This is a genomic window from Frankia nepalensis (assembly GCF_016786325.1).
Classification (GTDB): domain Bacteria; phylum Actinomycetota; class Actinomycetes; order Frankiales; family Frankiaceae; genus Pseudofrankia; species Pseudofrankia nepalensis.
On the sequence record NZ_JADWYU010000104.1, the window covers coordinates 33197 to 46969 of the forward strand.

Annotated in this window: 11 protein-coding genes; 7 read left to right on the top strand and 4 right to left on the bottom strand. The window is 75.2% G+C overall.

What is annotated here, in order from left to right; translation table 11 throughout:
- The first annotated feature begins 54 nt into the window (after positions 1–54).
- Together I6A81_RS12755 and glsA are read left to right on the top strand one after the other, a co-directional pair.
- Positions 55–1134, top strand: a complete 1080-nt coding sequence (locus tag I6A81_RS12755) for an NAD-dependent epimerase/dehydratase family protein (RefSeq protein ID WP_238428846.1) — start codon at positions 55–57, stop codon at positions 1132–1134.
- A gap of 319 nt (positions 1135–1453) precedes the next feature.
- Complete coding sequence (gene glsA / locus I6A81_RS12760) at positions 1454–3334, top strand: glutaminase A (RefSeq protein ID WP_307874630.1); 1881 nt, start codon at positions 1454–1456, stop codon at positions 3332–3334.
- On the opposite strand, the gene I6A81_RS12765 is transcribed toward glsA, so the two are convergent.
- The 4 genes from I6A81_RS12765 to I6A81_RS12780 all read right to left on the bottom strand — a co-directional run bounded on the left by I6A81_RS12765 (position 3229) and on the right by I6A81_RS12780 (position 6745).
- Positions 3229–4056, bottom strand: a complete 828-nt coding sequence (locus I6A81_RS12765) for a DUF2306 domain-containing protein (protein ID WP_203002388.1) — start codon at positions 4054–4056, stop codon at positions 3229–3231. The genes glsA and I6A81_RS12765 overlap by 106 nt on opposite strands.
- A gap of 176 nt (positions 4057–4232) precedes the next feature.
- On the bottom strand, positions 4233–4919 hold the full coding sequence (locus I6A81_RS12770) for a response regulator (RefSeq protein ID WP_407661293.1): 687 nt from the start codon (positions 4917–4919) through the stop codon (positions 4233–4235).
- 107 nt (positions 4920–5026) lie between these two features.
- On the bottom strand, positions 5027–6280 hold the full coding sequence (locus I6A81_RS12775; RefSeq protein ID WP_203010186.1) for a histidine kinase: 1254 nt from the start codon (positions 6278–6280) through the stop codon (positions 5027–5029).
- Between the two features lie 216 nt (positions 6281–6496).
- Complete coding sequence (locus tag I6A81_RS12780) at positions 6497–6745, bottom strand: hypothetical protein (protein ID WP_203002391.1); 249 nt, start codon at positions 6743–6745, stop codon at positions 6497–6499.
- 241 nt (positions 6746–6986) lie between these two features.
- Here I6A81_RS12780 and I6A81_RS44835 point away from each other — a divergent pair, with 241 nt between their 5' ends.
- From I6A81_RS44835 to I6A81_RS12805, 5 genes are all read left to right on the top strand, one after another.
- Positions 6987–10523 (top strand): helix-turn-helix transcriptional regulator, encoded by a 3537-nt coding sequence (locus I6A81_RS44835; RefSeq protein WP_203002392.1) that lies wholly within the window; start codon positions 6987–6989, stop codon positions 10521–10523.
- A gap of 375 nt (positions 10524–10898) precedes the next feature.
- Positions 10899–11492, top strand: a complete 594-nt coding sequence (locus I6A81_RS12790; protein WP_203002393.1) for a DUF6529 family protein — start codon at positions 10899–10901, stop codon at positions 11490–11492.
- A gap of 117 nt (positions 11493–11609) precedes the next feature.
- Positions 11610–12077, top strand: a complete 468-nt coding sequence (locus tag I6A81_RS12795) for a Rieske (2Fe-2S) protein (RefSeq protein ID WP_203002394.1) — start codon at positions 11610–11612, stop codon at positions 12075–12077.
- A gap of 101 nt (positions 12078–12178) precedes the next feature.
- Positions 12179–12799, top strand: coding sequence for an FHA domain-containing protein (locus I6A81_RS12800; RefSeq protein WP_203002395.1), 621 nt, complete (start codon positions 12179–12181; stop codon positions 12797–12799).
- A 287-nt stretch (positions 12800–13086) separates the two neighbouring features.
- On the top strand, positions 13087–13560 hold the full coding sequence (locus tag I6A81_RS12805) for a Rieske (2Fe-2S) protein (protein WP_307874631.1): 474 nt from the start codon (positions 13087–13089) through the stop codon (positions 13558–13560).
- Positions 13561–13773 lie beyond the last annotated feature (213 nt).

Here is a 13773-nt window from a genome sequence, read left to right on the forward strand (position 1 = left end):
GCGACGGCCCACGATGCCGACCGCGAGGAGGAGCTCATGACCGCGGCGAACCCCATGACGGCGGCGAACGAGGTCGCGGCCGACGCCCGGAAGGTCGTCGTGGTCGGCGCCACCGGCAACATCGGCACCAGCGTCGTGCGGTCCCTGGCCGAGCGCGCCGAGATCGGCTCGATCGTGGGCGTGGCCCGCAGGACTCCCGAGTGGACGGCGCCGAAGACCCAGTGGGTGCGCGCGGACGTGGCCGAGGACGATCTCACCGACGCGCTGCGCGGGGCCGACGCCGTGATCCATCTGGCCTGGTTGTTCCAGCCGAGCCATGACCCCGTCGTCACGTGGCGGACGAACGTCCTGGGCAGCATCCGCGTGTTCGAGGCGGCCGCCGCGGCCGGCGTGCCCGCTCTGATCCACACCTCGTCGATCGGCGCCTACTCACCCGGCCCCAAGGATCGCCCCGTCGCGGAGGACTGGCCGACGAACGGCTGGCCGGGAGCCGCCTACACCCGGGAGAAGGCCTACGTGGAGCGCGTCCTCGACGCGTTCGAACGCGACCATCCCTACCTGCGCGTCGTCCGGTTCCGGCCCGGATTCGTCCTCAAGCGCGAGGCGGCCAGCGAGCAGCGCCGGCTGTTCGCCGGGCCGCTCCTGCCGAACGGGCTCGTACGGCGCGGCGCCGTGCCGGTCTTCCCGGACATCCCGGGGCTGGTCTTCCAGACGGTGCACACCGACGACCTGGCCGACGCCTACCGGCTCGCCGTCCTGGCGGACGTCCGCGGCCCGTTCAACCTCGCCGCCGACCCGGTCGTGGACCCGATGCTGCTCGCGGAGATCCTCGGCGCCAGGGTGGTCCGCGTCCCGGCGCGGGCCGCGCGCGCCGCGGTCGCCGCCGCCTGGCACCTGCACCTGGTGCCGGCGTCCCCGGAGCTGTTCGACGCCGTCCTGCGCATGCCCGTCATGGACACCGCCAGGGCGCGAACCGAGCTCGGCTGGTCGCCGCGCCACGACTCCACCTCGGCGATCAAGGAGTTCCTGGCGGGCCTGCGCGAGGGGGCGGGCCTGCCGACCCCGCCCCTGTCCGAGCCGGTCGAGGGAGGCCGGCCGGCCGAGGTCCTCACCGGCGTGGGCCAGAAGCCCTGAGCGGCCCGGCGACGCCCGCGAGGTCGCCGCCGGGCGGCGTGGTCACCCCCCAACGGCATGATCATGGCTTGCCTCTCCCCATGGGGGTGCCGGCGGGCATAGTCGTGCATGTGGCAGGGGATCGCCGAGCAGGCCGACCGCGGAACATGACCAGACGGAACGCGCCAGGAGACCCGCGCGGCCGGCATGCGGACCGCGGCCCCGACGGCGCACGCTCCGGTGGGCGCCGGGCGGCGCGTCCCGGTGGGCGCCGGGCGGCGCGTTCCGGTGGGCGCCGGGCGGCGCGTTCCGGTGGGCGCCGGGTGGCCGGGGACCTGGCGTGAGCGGCGGCGTCGAACTGACCCGGGCGCTCGACTCGGCGCCGATGTCGATCGGCCCGCCGAACGGGCCGCTCAGCCGGATCCTCGACGAGTTGCACGCCCGGTTCGGCCCGACGACGGACGGCCAGGTCGCGAGCTACATTCCGGAGCTCGCGAGCGCCGATCCCACCCTTTTCGGGCTCGCGCTCACCACGATGGACGGGTTCGGCTACGCGTCCGGCGCCGCCGCGACGGAGTTCACCATCCAGTCGGTCTCCAAGCCGTTCGTCTACGCGCTCGCCCTGGCCGACCGCGGCATGGACGAGGTGCTGAGCAGGGTGGGCGTGGAGCCCACCGGTGACGCGTTCAACGCGATCACCCTCGAGCCGGACACCGGGCGGCCGCTCAACCCCATGGTCAACGCCGGCGCGCTCTTGGTCTCCAGCCTCGTCGACGGCGCGACCGCGGCCGACCGGTTCGAGCGGATCCGTGGCTGGCTCTCGGCGTTCGCGGGTCGTGAGCTGCGGGTCGACGAGAAGGTCTTCCGTTCCGAGCAGCTGACCGGTGACCGCAACCGGGCCATCGCCTACCTGATGCGCAATGCCGGGGCCTTGAGCGGCGACGTGGACGAGATCTGTTCCGTCTACTTCCGGCAGTGCGCCGTGATGGTCACCTGTGAGGATCTGGCGACGATGGCGGCGACGCTCGCCAACGGCGGGGTGAACCCGCTGACCCGCCGCCGCGTCCTTTCCGACGAGCTGGTCGGCCGGGTGCTGACGGTCATGACGACCTGCGGGATGTACGACCATGCCGGAGAGTGGATGCTGCGGGTCGGGGTGCCGGCGAAGAGCGGCGTCGCCGGCGGCATCTGCGCCGTGCTGCCGGGGCAGCTCGGGATCGGCACCTTCAGCCCGGCGCTCGACGCCACCGGCCACAGCGTGCGCGGCGTGCTGGCGTGCAACGAGCTGTCCACGCGGTTCGGCCTGCACCTGCTGCGCACGGCCGGCCTGCCGGCGCATCCGGTCCGGTCGACCCACCGGGCCGACGCCGTCAGCTCGAAGCGCGTGCGCTCGCCCCGGGAACGCCGGGCGCTGAGCGAGCACGGCGCCGCCATCGTCGTCCACGAGCTTCAGGGCGATCTGGCGTTCGGCTCGGCGGAGCGGCTGTCGCGCACGGTCCTGGCCCACCTCGACGGGGTCCGCTGGGTCATCCTCGACCTGCGCCGCGTCGGGCGGCTCGACGAGTCCGCGGTGTCGCTGCTGCGCGCGCTCCTCGACGAGCTCGCGCAGCGCGGCGTCACGACGATCTTCGCCGATCCGAAGGGGCTCGCGGGGGTCGGCCAGCTGCTGCGGGCCGACGGGAGCACCGAACGGGTCCGCGACGCCGAGATCGCGCTCGAGTGGGCCGAGGAGGCGCTGCTCAGCACGCGGGACATGCAGACCCTGTCACCCTCGGCCCAGGTGCCGCTCGGCACTCAGGAACTGCTCGCCGAGCTGGGAGCGGAGCGGGTCGCGCGCCTGCGGGCGCTGACCGAGACCCGTGCCTACGACAAGGGCGACATCGTGTTCCAGGAGGGGGACCCGGCCGACGCCCTGTACTTCGTCACCCGCGGCCTGGTGAACGTCGACGTCGTCACCTCGGGCGGGGGCCGCCGCTTCCGGCTCAACACCGTGCCGGCGGGCAGCGCGTTCGGCGAGCTGGCCCTGATCGACGGCGGTACCCGGTCCTCGCGGGTCGTCGTCGCGGAGCCGACGGAGTGCGCGGTGCTGACGGTCCCGGCCTTCGAGAAGCTCCGTCACCAGGATCCGGCGCTCTGCGACGCCTTGTTCCGTGCCATCGCCCGCTCGCTGTCGGCGCGCCTGCGCCAGGCCACCCGAGAGATCCAGGCCCTCGAGGCCTGACCGGCCGGGCGGGACGCGCGCCCTCGGCGCAGCGCCCACTCGGCGACGGCGAGGTTGATCGACCACGCGGCGAGCATGAGGACGGCACGGAAGTTCCCGGTCGGATTTCCGGTCACCATCATCCACGGCGCGATGACGAACGCCTGGGTGCCGGCGCCGAGGCCGAGCGCGTAGCCGCGGGTCACCCAGGCGCGGTGGGCGGCGAAGTCGCGCCGCCGGGCGGCGACGAGCCCCAGTACCAGGGACGCCGCCATCGCCGTGCCCACGACCAGCCGGATCGCGTTCAGAGCCGCGTTGTCCTGCGCCGGCAGGTCGGAGAACACCGTCATCCACAGGCCGCTGAGCGCGGCGACGATCCCGCAGGGAATCAGGACACGCCCGGCCGCGCGGTGCCAGCGGGGCCGGCGCCGGCGCAGGACGGGATCGAACTGGAAGGCGCCGAGGAGGCAGAACACGGTGGCCCCGACGATGTGCAGCACCACGGGGGCGGGTGACGCGACGAACCGTTCGTTGTCCGCGGTGACGGGCGGGTCGCCGGCCAGTTCGGTCAGCCGGAACGCGCCGGCGACCGCCGGGACGAAGGTGAGCGCGATCAGCCCCACCTGTACCCGCCACCTGCGCCAGCCGGTCGGTGCCCGGCCCGGCCGGCCGCGCCCGCCGGGAACCACGGCCGCCCGCCCGGCCGTCGTGTCGGTCAGCACCGCCGCGTCGATCTGGGTCATGGCCCGATGATCGCGGTCACGCCGCCGGGGCTCATCGGGGAAACGGCTGGAACTGCCCGACCGATCGGCCGGCCGCCGGACCATACTTTCGGCCGAGTGACACCCGGCTCCGGGAGAGCCGGCGGGACATGGGCCGATCGCCGGCGTCCACCGCGCCCACCGCCTTCGGCTGGGCGTCAGCGTCCGTCGCGTCGGTGAAGGGGACCGGGACGGCCTGACCGGGGGCGGGCACGGCCGGTCTCGTAGGACCAGATGGCGATCTCGACGCGGTTTCGGGCCCCCAGTTTGGCCATCAGGCTGGCGACGTGCGTCTTGACCGTGCTCAGCGTGATGTACAGATCGGCGGCGATCTCGTTGTTGGTCCGGCCGCGGGCCACCGCCGCCAGGACCTCCTCCTCCCGGTCGGTGAGCGGCTCCACCGGCTGGCGCGGCGGCATCGCCGGGCCCGCGTCGGCGAAGGCGGACAGCAGGCGCGCCGTGACGGCCGGGGCGATGAGGGCGTCGCCGCCGGCGGCGGCGCGCATCGCCTGCGCGAGCAGCTCCGGCCCGGCGTCCTTGAGCAGGAAGCCGCGAGCACCGGCGCGCAGCGCGGCATAGACGTACTCGTCGAGGTCGAAGGTGGTGATGACGACCACGGCGAGCGGGTTGGCGACGGCCGGGCCGGCGAGCCGCCGGGTCGCCTCGATGCCGTCCAGGCCGGGCATGCGGATGTCGAACAGGCAGACGTCCGGTCGCAGCCGGTGCGCGAGCTCGACGGCGCGACGCCCGTCGGCGGCCTCGCCCACGACCTCGATGCCGGGCTGGGCGTCGAGGATCATGCGCAACCCCGTGCGGACGATCTCCTGGTCGTCGGCGACCAGCACCCGGATGCTCCGGTCGCCACCCCCGCTCCCGTCGCCACCGCTGTTCCGGTCGCCACCGCCACCCTGGTTGCCACCGCCGGTCCGGTCGCCGCCGTCGGGCGGTGCGCTCATGCCGGCGCTCCGGGCCCGGTCCGCGGCAGCACCGCGGTCACCGCCCAGCCTCTGCCCGAGTCCTGGACGGGGCCGGCCTCGAAGGTGCCGCCCAGCAGGTGGGCACGCTCCCGCATGCCGAGCAGGCCGTACCCACCGGCCGGCGCGGGCTGGGCGGCGCCGGCGTGGCCGTCGTCGCGCACGCGCAGCCGGACGGCGGTCTCGTCGGCGGTGACGTCCACCTCGATCCGGGTGGCGCCCCGGGCGTGCCGGCGGGCGTTGGTGACCGACTCCTGCGCGAGCCGGTAGATCGCGGCGGCCACCGGCGGCGCGACCCGCCCCAGCTCGCCGGCGACGCGTACCTCGACGGGTGGGCCGGCGCGGTCGTCGTCCGCGAGCCGCTCCACGTCGGCGATCCCCGGGCTCGGGGCGAGATCCTCGGGCAGCGGGGCCGGCGGCTGGTCGGACGCCGCGTCCCGCGGCCCCGGTGTACGGCCCGGCGGCTCGCCGGACGGCCCGCGGCCGGGGCGAGCCGGCTGCCCGTCGGCGCCGTCCGGCTGGCGTAGCACGCGCACCATGGCGCGCATCTCGGCGAGGGTGCGGCGCGCCTCGGTCTCGATCACCCGCAGGGCCTCGACCGCGGCGTCCGGCCGGGTGGGGGCGGTCACCAGGCCGGCCTGGGCGCGGATGGCGATGGCCGACACGTGATGGGCGACGGTGTCGTGCAGGTCGCGGGCCAGCCGTTCCCGCTCGACCAGCTTGACCTGTTCCAGCTCGCGCGCCCGGGCCCGGGCGCGGAACCGGAACGCGGCGCCCACCGCGACGGTGGCGACCAGGACGGCGAATCCGCCGGCGCCGTCGCCGGCGGGCACCTGGTCCGCGAACGCGGAGACGACGACGGCGGCGGCCACGATCGCGAGGCCGGCGGGAACGGCCCGGCCCTCCCCCCAGCGAGCCAGCGCGTAGGGAAGCAGCAGGAAGTACACCGTCACGTGTGGCTGGGGCGACTCGCCGGGCGTGGCCAGCGAGGCGACGATCCCCGTCCCGAACGCGATCGCGACCATCAGCAGGGGCCGGGTCCTGCGCCACAGCAACGTGGGCACCAGCCCGACGCCGATGGCCAGCGCGACCGGTCGCCAGGGAAGATCCGCCCGTAGCAGCACCTCCAGCACCGCCGCCGGCACCAGCACGCCGACCAGCGCCCAGTCGCGCCAGACCCGCGCCGGAGGATGCCGCGAACCCGGCTCGTCCCCGCTGTATCCGGCCTCCACGGATCCGCACGTTACGGGAGCCGGCGCCCCCTTGTGATCAACCGGAAGTACGAGACCCGAGCGCGTCGGCCATCGAGATCACGGCGACCATCGGTGGACGGCGGCGGCCGGCCGCCGGCACCGGGCGTGCCCCGGCCGCTGGCCGACGAGCCGGGCACCGGTCGCGCCGGCCTCCGCGACGCGCGGGCGCCAGGGAACGAGGGCGCCAGGGAACCGTCAGGGAACGAAGACCTCCGTCACCCGCACCGCCTCGGTCCGGCGGGCCACATAGGCGGGAAGGAACGCGAGCGCGGCCGGTGAGTCGGCCGCCTCGACCGTCCAGAACATGAGGTGCTCATCCCCGCCGGCGGCACAGGTCGCGAGCGCGCGGCCGCGACGCAGGGGGCTGTCGAACCCGTGCCAGGCCGCGAACACGAAACGGCATTCGGTCGCGTCATGCCGGTGACACAGGACGAACGTCGCCATACGAGGAGCGTCGCCGGTCACCGGCCGGCCGATATATCGGGGAGATCCCCAGTCGATTCCGGGATGTCTCCTCCGTGACCCCCCTAGAGGAGCACACTTACCCTCCAGCAGAATTGCCGCACCAAGCGATCGAACCGCCATGAGGGCACGATGACCCGAGACCCACGGCGGACTGCGGTGGACTGCGGCGGTGGGGGGAACGGTGGCGCATCGAGCGTCCTTGGTCGGGCGGGAGCGCGAGATGGCCGCGATCCGCGCGGCGGTGGACCAACTGTCCACTACGGCACTCTCGCTCCGTAGCCAACGTACCACGTCCAGTACCAGGGTCGAGAACCGCGCCACGACCGGATCCACCCGTCGGCCGCGGTTCCACTGGCTGGAGATCAGCGGAGAGGCCGGCATCGGCAAAAGCCGGCTCATCGACGAACTTGGCGACCTGGCTGACCAGCGTGGCCACCTGGTGCTGCGAGGGCAAGGCAGCGAGCTGGAACGAGACATCCCGTTCAACGTCGTCGTCGACGCGCTCGACGACTACCTGGGCTCGGTCGATCCGGACAAGTTGCGCACACTCGGCAACGCCCGCCTTGACGAGCTCGCGACCGTCTTCCCCGCGCTGCACCCACTCGGCCGCACCAGGACCGACACCTCGGAGCTGGATCGTTGGCAGGCCTACCGGGCCGTGCGCTGGCTACTGGAACTGCTCGCGGCCGAGCGCCCCGTGGTGCTGGTCCTGGACGACCTGCACTGGGCCGACACGGCATCGATCGAGCTCATAGCGCACCTGCTGCGCCGCCCGCCCTCCGCCGACGTGCTGCTCGTTTTGGCCTACCGGCCACGGCAGGCGCCGATCGCGCTCACCGCCGCGTTGGAAGCGGCGGGCGACGCCATCCCGACCCGGACCGCCCAGCAGGCCTCTCAGCAGAACTCCCGAACCGGCGCCGTCGATCCGGGAGGAACCCCCGGCTCCGCCGACTCACCGGGAGCGCCGGGCTCCGCCGGCCCGGGAGCGACCTCGGCGGCCACCGTGCCCCGGATCCGCCTCGGCGCGCTCTCCCCCGCCGACGCGGACGCACTGCTCGGGCAAGGCGGCGATCCGGCGGCCAGGGCCCGCTGGTACCGCCAGAGCGGCGGCAACCCGTTCTATCTGGAGCAGCTCGCCCGTACCAGCTCGCTCCCGTCGTCCGTGGCGCGCCCGGCCGCCGTGCCCGGGGGCGTGGGCGGCGGCATGGGCAGCGGCATGGGCAGCGGCGCGAACCTGCTGGGCGGCGGGGTGGAGGACGACCTGCTGGGCGGCTTCGCCGACGACGACGTCCCGCCCGCCGTCGCCGCCGCCGTGGGCGCCGAGATCGCGGCCCTGCCCGTCCTGGTCCGGCTGTTCGCGCAGGGCGCGGCCGTCGCCGGCGACGCGTTCGACCCGGAGCTCGCCGCGGCCGCCGCCGGCCTGCCCACGGCGGCGACGCCCGCCACCGGGGCCGCCGCCTCCGGCCGGGGGACCGGCGGCGCTGACCTCTCGCCGCTGGACGCCGTCGACGTCCTGGTCGGCGCCGACGTGGTGCGGCCCACCGAGCTGCCCCGCCGCTTCGCCTTCCGGCACCCGATCGTGCGCCACGCGGTGTACGTCTCCGCCGGCCCCGGCTGGCGCCTCGGCGCGCACGCCAGGGCCGCCGAGGCGCTGGCCGCGCGCGGCGCCGCCGCCATCGCCCGGGCGCACCACGTCGAACGGTCCGCCCCTCCCGGCGACGAGCAGGCGATCGCCCTGCTGACCGAGGCGGCCGACGCCAGCCGGATGCGGGCCCCGGCGACCGCCGCCCGCTGGTACGACGCCGCGCTGCGGCTGCTGCCCGCCGCCCCCGCGGCTCCGGCCCGCCCGGCCCCGGCCGGCGCGACAGTGGGCGACGCGACAGTGGGCGACGCGACGACGGGCGGGGCGACGACGGGCAGGGCGACGGCGACGAGGCCTCGCGCCGGCGGCGACCATTCGACGGACACGGACCAGGCGGGCCTCCTCCTGCTGCGCCGCATCGGCCTGCTGTCCCGGCTGGCGAGCGCGCTGGACGCCAGCTACCAGCCGGAACGGGCCCACGACGTGCTCAACGACATCCTCGGCCTGATCCCGCCCTCGCTACCGGAACAGCGCGCGCACGTGATCGCGCTCCGCTCCTCCGTCGACCACATCCTCGGCCGGCACGGCGAGGCGAGGGCGCTGGTGCTCGACGCGCTGGCGACGACGGACCCGGCCTCGCGCGCGGGCTGCCTGCTGCGGCTGCAGCTGGTGATCGACCACTTCTACACCGGCGAGTACGAGGGGATGCGCCGCTGGCAGCGGGAGGCGCACCCGCTGGCCGAGCGGCTCGGCGACCCGGCCCTGCTCGCGGTCTCCAGCGGCCTGCTGACCGGCGCCGAGTACATGACCGACGGGGTCGCCGGCGCGCTGCGGGGCGTAACCGAGGCCGCCCGGCGCTACGACCTGCTGACCGACGACCAGGTGCTGCCGCACCTGCCGATGCTGGCCTGGCTCGGCTGGACCGAGGTCTACCTGGAACGGTTCACCGAGGCGGCCCGCCACCTCAACCGCGTCGACGCGCTCGCCCGCAGGCGCGGGCGCGGCCCCACGATCGCGATGGTCGTGGTGGGGCAGGCGACCCTCGCCGGCTGGCGTGGCCGGGTGCCCGAGGCGGCGCGGCTCGCCGAGGCCGCCGTCGAGTCGTGCCTGCTCGCGCCGCACCTGCCGTTCCTGTCCTGGGCACTGGCGCTGCGCTGCTGGACGCTGACCCTCACCGGCGACCTGAGTGAGGCGCTGCGCGTCGGCGCGCACGCGGTCGCGGTGGCCCGGCCAGAGACCGACACCGTCTCGGTCCTCGCCGGCTCCCACTACGCCGAGGCCCTGGTGGAGGCCGGCCAGCCCGACCGCGCCATCCACGAACTGCTGGCCGCCACCGGCGGCGAGGGCCTGCCCCGCGTCGAGGAGGCCTACCGCCCCTACTGGTACGAGCTGCTGACCAGGGCGGAGCTGGCCAGGACCGAGGGCGCCCGCCCCAGGGGCGGCCCGGCCCGCCGGCCGGTGGCCCCGCGCGCGCCGGCCGGTCCCGCTTCCCGGCAACCGGTGCCGGCGAGCGGCCCGGCGGGCCTGCCGGCGGCGTGGCGCTGGGCCGAGCTCGCCGAGCGGACGGCCGAGGGGGCTGGCGGTGGCCTGCCGGGGCGGCGGGCGTCGGCGCTGCGCGCCCGGGCCGCGGTGGAGCTGGCCAGCGGGGCGGCCAAGGAGGCGGCGGCCGCGGCGCTCGAGTCCGCGGCGGCGGCCGAGCGGGCCGGGCTGCCGATCGAGTCGGGACGCTCGTTGACGCTCGCCGGCAGGGCGCTGGCGGCGATCGGCGACACCCCGGCGGCGGTCGGCGAGCTGCGGCGCGCCGAGGCCCGGCTGCGGGCCGCCGGCGCCAGCCGTCCGGGGGACGAGGCGGCCCGCCTGCTGCGCCAGCTCGGCGAGAAGGTGGCCCGCGGTGGGCGCCCCGCCGGGTCGTCGCGGGCGGTCGAGGCCACGGCCGGCGGCCTGGGCGGCGGGCTGCGCGCGGTCCAGGCCAGCGGCGCGGGGGCGGCCCTGGCCGCTCGGCTGTCCGCGCGGGAACGCCAGATCGCCGAACTGGTCGCGGCCGGGCAGACGAACAAGCAGATCGCGGCGCAGCTGTTCGTCAGTGAGAAGACAGTGGAAAGCCACGTGACCAAGGTGCTGGCCAAGCTCGGGGTGCCGTCCCGGGCCGCCGTGGGAGCCGTCCTGCGTTCCTGACCAGGTTTCTGGCGCGGATCTCGTGGAGCCTTGACCCGGCGCGCCATCCGTGGAGCCGCCCGCCCGTGGAGCCGCCCGTCCGTGAACGGCGGTTCGCCGGGTGCTGTCGCGCCAGCGTCAATGGCTTTGCCAGCGCGCCCGAGGCCGCCAGCATGACCGCCAGCCCCGCGAATCCGCCCGAACGAATCCAGGTGTCGCCGCCTGGTTCTGGAACCAGGGTTTCTCCCGATGTTTCCGCCGTAGCGGACGGATCAGGCTGAAGCGGGTGGTGGGGATGCGCCACGCGGCCACGCGCGCGACGTATCCCCACCGGACGGGAGGCCTGGACGGAGGCGCGCACAGGCGCGCCGCCGTCCGGGCCGGGACGGAGAACGCATGTCGATGCCAGGGCCGGCGGCGGGACCAGCCGCGCCGCCACGACGGGCCCTCGCGTCCGGCGCGACCGGGCTGGCGGGCGCGCTGCTCGTCGGCGCCGCCGTCGCGGTCGCGCTCGGGGTCTACGGCCAGGCGCACGAGCCGGCGCGCCGCCCGATCTACACCCTCGGTTTCTCCTCGCCGCTGCCCATGAAGGCGTGGCTGACGACCGCGGTCATAGTGTTCGTGATCATCCAGCTGCTCACCGCGCTGTGGATGTGGGGGCGCCTGCCGGGGGCCGGTTCCGCCGGGCCGGGGGTCGCGATCGTCCACCGGTGGAGCGGGGCGGCGGCGTTCGTCATCTCCCTCCCGGTCGCCTTCCACTGCCTGTGGGCGCTCGGCTTCCAGACCGCCGAGACGCGCGTCCTCGTGCACAGCCTCGCCGGCTGCGTGTTCTACGGCGCGTACGCGGCCAAGATGCTCGGCCTGCGGGTGAAGAACCTGCCCGGCTGGGCGTTGCCGGTGCTCGGTGGCCTGGTGTTCACCACGCTGGTCGTGCTGTGGCTGACGGCCTCCCTGTGGTTCTTCACCCAGTCGGGCATTCCTCATGTCTGACGTCACGGCCATGTCTGACGTCAGGGCCGACGGCCCCGCCGCGTCCGACGCCCCGTCCGACAGCCCCACCGCTCGACGGTCAGGCCCCATGTCCGGTCTCGCCCCGAAGGAAGACAGATGACGCAGGACGTCGGCACGCAGGCCCAGCCCGGGGCGCTCACCCGGCGGGCCGTCCCGGCGGTGATCGTGGTCGCCGGCGCGGCCGCCGGCTTCGTCGTGGGCAAGGGCCACGACGAGGCGGGAACCGGTCCCGGCGCGAACGCGAACTCGCCGGGCGGCGCCGACGCCGCCGGCGGTGGCGGCACCCAGCTGGCGACGCTCGACGAGGTGCCCGCCGGCGGCGGCGTGGTGCTGTCCAACGGCATCGTGCTGACGAAGAGCGCCGCCGGGGACGTGAAGGGCTTCTCGGCCGTCTGCACCCACCAGGGCTGCAACGTCTCCGAGGTCGCCGACGGCACGATCAACTGTCCCTGCCACGGCAGCAAGTTCGACGTGGCGACCGGCGCGCCCGTCGCCGGACCCGCCGGCAGCCCGCTGGAGCCGGTGAACGTGACCGTCCGCGACAACGCCGTCTTCGCGGCCTGAGCCGCGACCCAGACCAAGCCACCTGGCCCGCGCTGGCGACTCCCGCGGGCCTGACCAGCCGGTTCAGGTCCACCGCGAGCCCGGCAGAAGAGGGGATCAGCGTGCCACCCGTCGCGCTTCGCGTCAGCACCTCGGACAAGCAGCTCACGCTGCCCGGCGACCGTCCGGCCGTGGTCGGCCGGGGCCGGGACGCGGACGTCGTCATCCAGCACCCCCGGGTGTCGCGTCAGCACGTCTCGCTCGAGCCCGCGCCCGATGGCTGGCTCGCCCGTGACCTCAGCACGAACGGCATGTGGCAGGACGGCCAGCGGGTCGCCGTGGCGCGGATCGGCGCCAGCGAGACCCGGCTGCGGCTCGGCGGCGCGGACGGCCCGGAGCTGACGGTGAGCGCGCTGGTCCCGGCGGCCCCGCCCGCGCCCGCGCCGGCCGAGCCCGATCTCGGCGAGCTCGAGACCAGGCTCGCGCCGAACACCGGCGGCACCCCGCGCCCGGCCCGGCCCGCCGCCCAGGCGCCGGCCCCCGCGCACCAGCCGACGCCCGCGCCAGCGGCGCCTGGCGGCTCGTGGTCCCCGGCGCCGCCGGTGCCCCACCAGCCGGTGCCCCATCAGCCGGCGGCGCCAGCGGCCCGACGCCAGCCGGCCCGGTGGCTGCGGACGGTGCCGACGCTGGTCTGGCTGTTCGCCGCCGCGTTCGCCATCGGCGCGCTGGTGGCCCTCTCCTGAACGATCCGGCCCGGTACGCGCCGCGGCCTGTCAGGAATTGGACACCATTCGGCCGTCCACTCGTTGGGTAATGTATTCCGCTTCTCCGGACTGGTCATGGCCGAGACCGGGTGCCCGAAAAATCCTCACCATTTCTTTAACAGATCCCGGTTCGTTGGGCCGCGCACCGGCTGATCCTCGGCCTACTGTCAGATCCGTGGGAACCTCCACCTCCAGAAAGGTCTGACATGACGCGGTCTGACGTGACCCGGGACACCACATCGCTGGCCGAACCGGACGATTCCCCGGTGAGAACGGCGACCCTCAGCCGGCGCGCGACACTGCCACTGGTCGCCGTCGCCATCGGCGCCTCCGGCTACCTCGTGGCCGCCTGCGGCTCCTCCGACGACGACGACACGCCGGACAGCTCGACCGCGCCCCCGGCTCCCGCCACCAGCGCGGACCCGGGCGGCGCCGGCGGGACGGGCCCGGCCGAAGACAGCCTCGCCAGCGACTCCGAGGTGCCCGCCGGCGGCGGCCTGGTCGTGCCCGACAAGAAGGTCGTGCTGACCCGCGACGACAGCGGCACGGTCCACGCGTTCAGCGCCGTCTGCACCCACCAGGGCTGCCTGGTCAGCGGTGTCGCCGACGGCACGATCAACTGCGCCTGCCACGGCAGCAAGTTCAACGCGTCGACCGGCGCGCCCGTCGCCGGCCCCGCGACCAGCCCGCTCGCCCCGGTCGCGGTCACCGTCCAGGACGGCGGCATCTTCCTGTCCTGACGCATGACGCCCCGATCTCCTGACGGCCCCGATCTCCTGACACCCTGACCTCCTGACGTCCCAGGCCCGACGAGGGCTGCCTCCAAGGAGCCGGACACGGCGCCGCGCCATCCCCGGCCGGCGCCTTCCGGTCGTCTCGCGCCCCCGCGAGTCCACCCACCAGTTCGATCCGTCGGCCGGCGCCGGCCCCGGGGGGGGGGGTAATAAAAAATC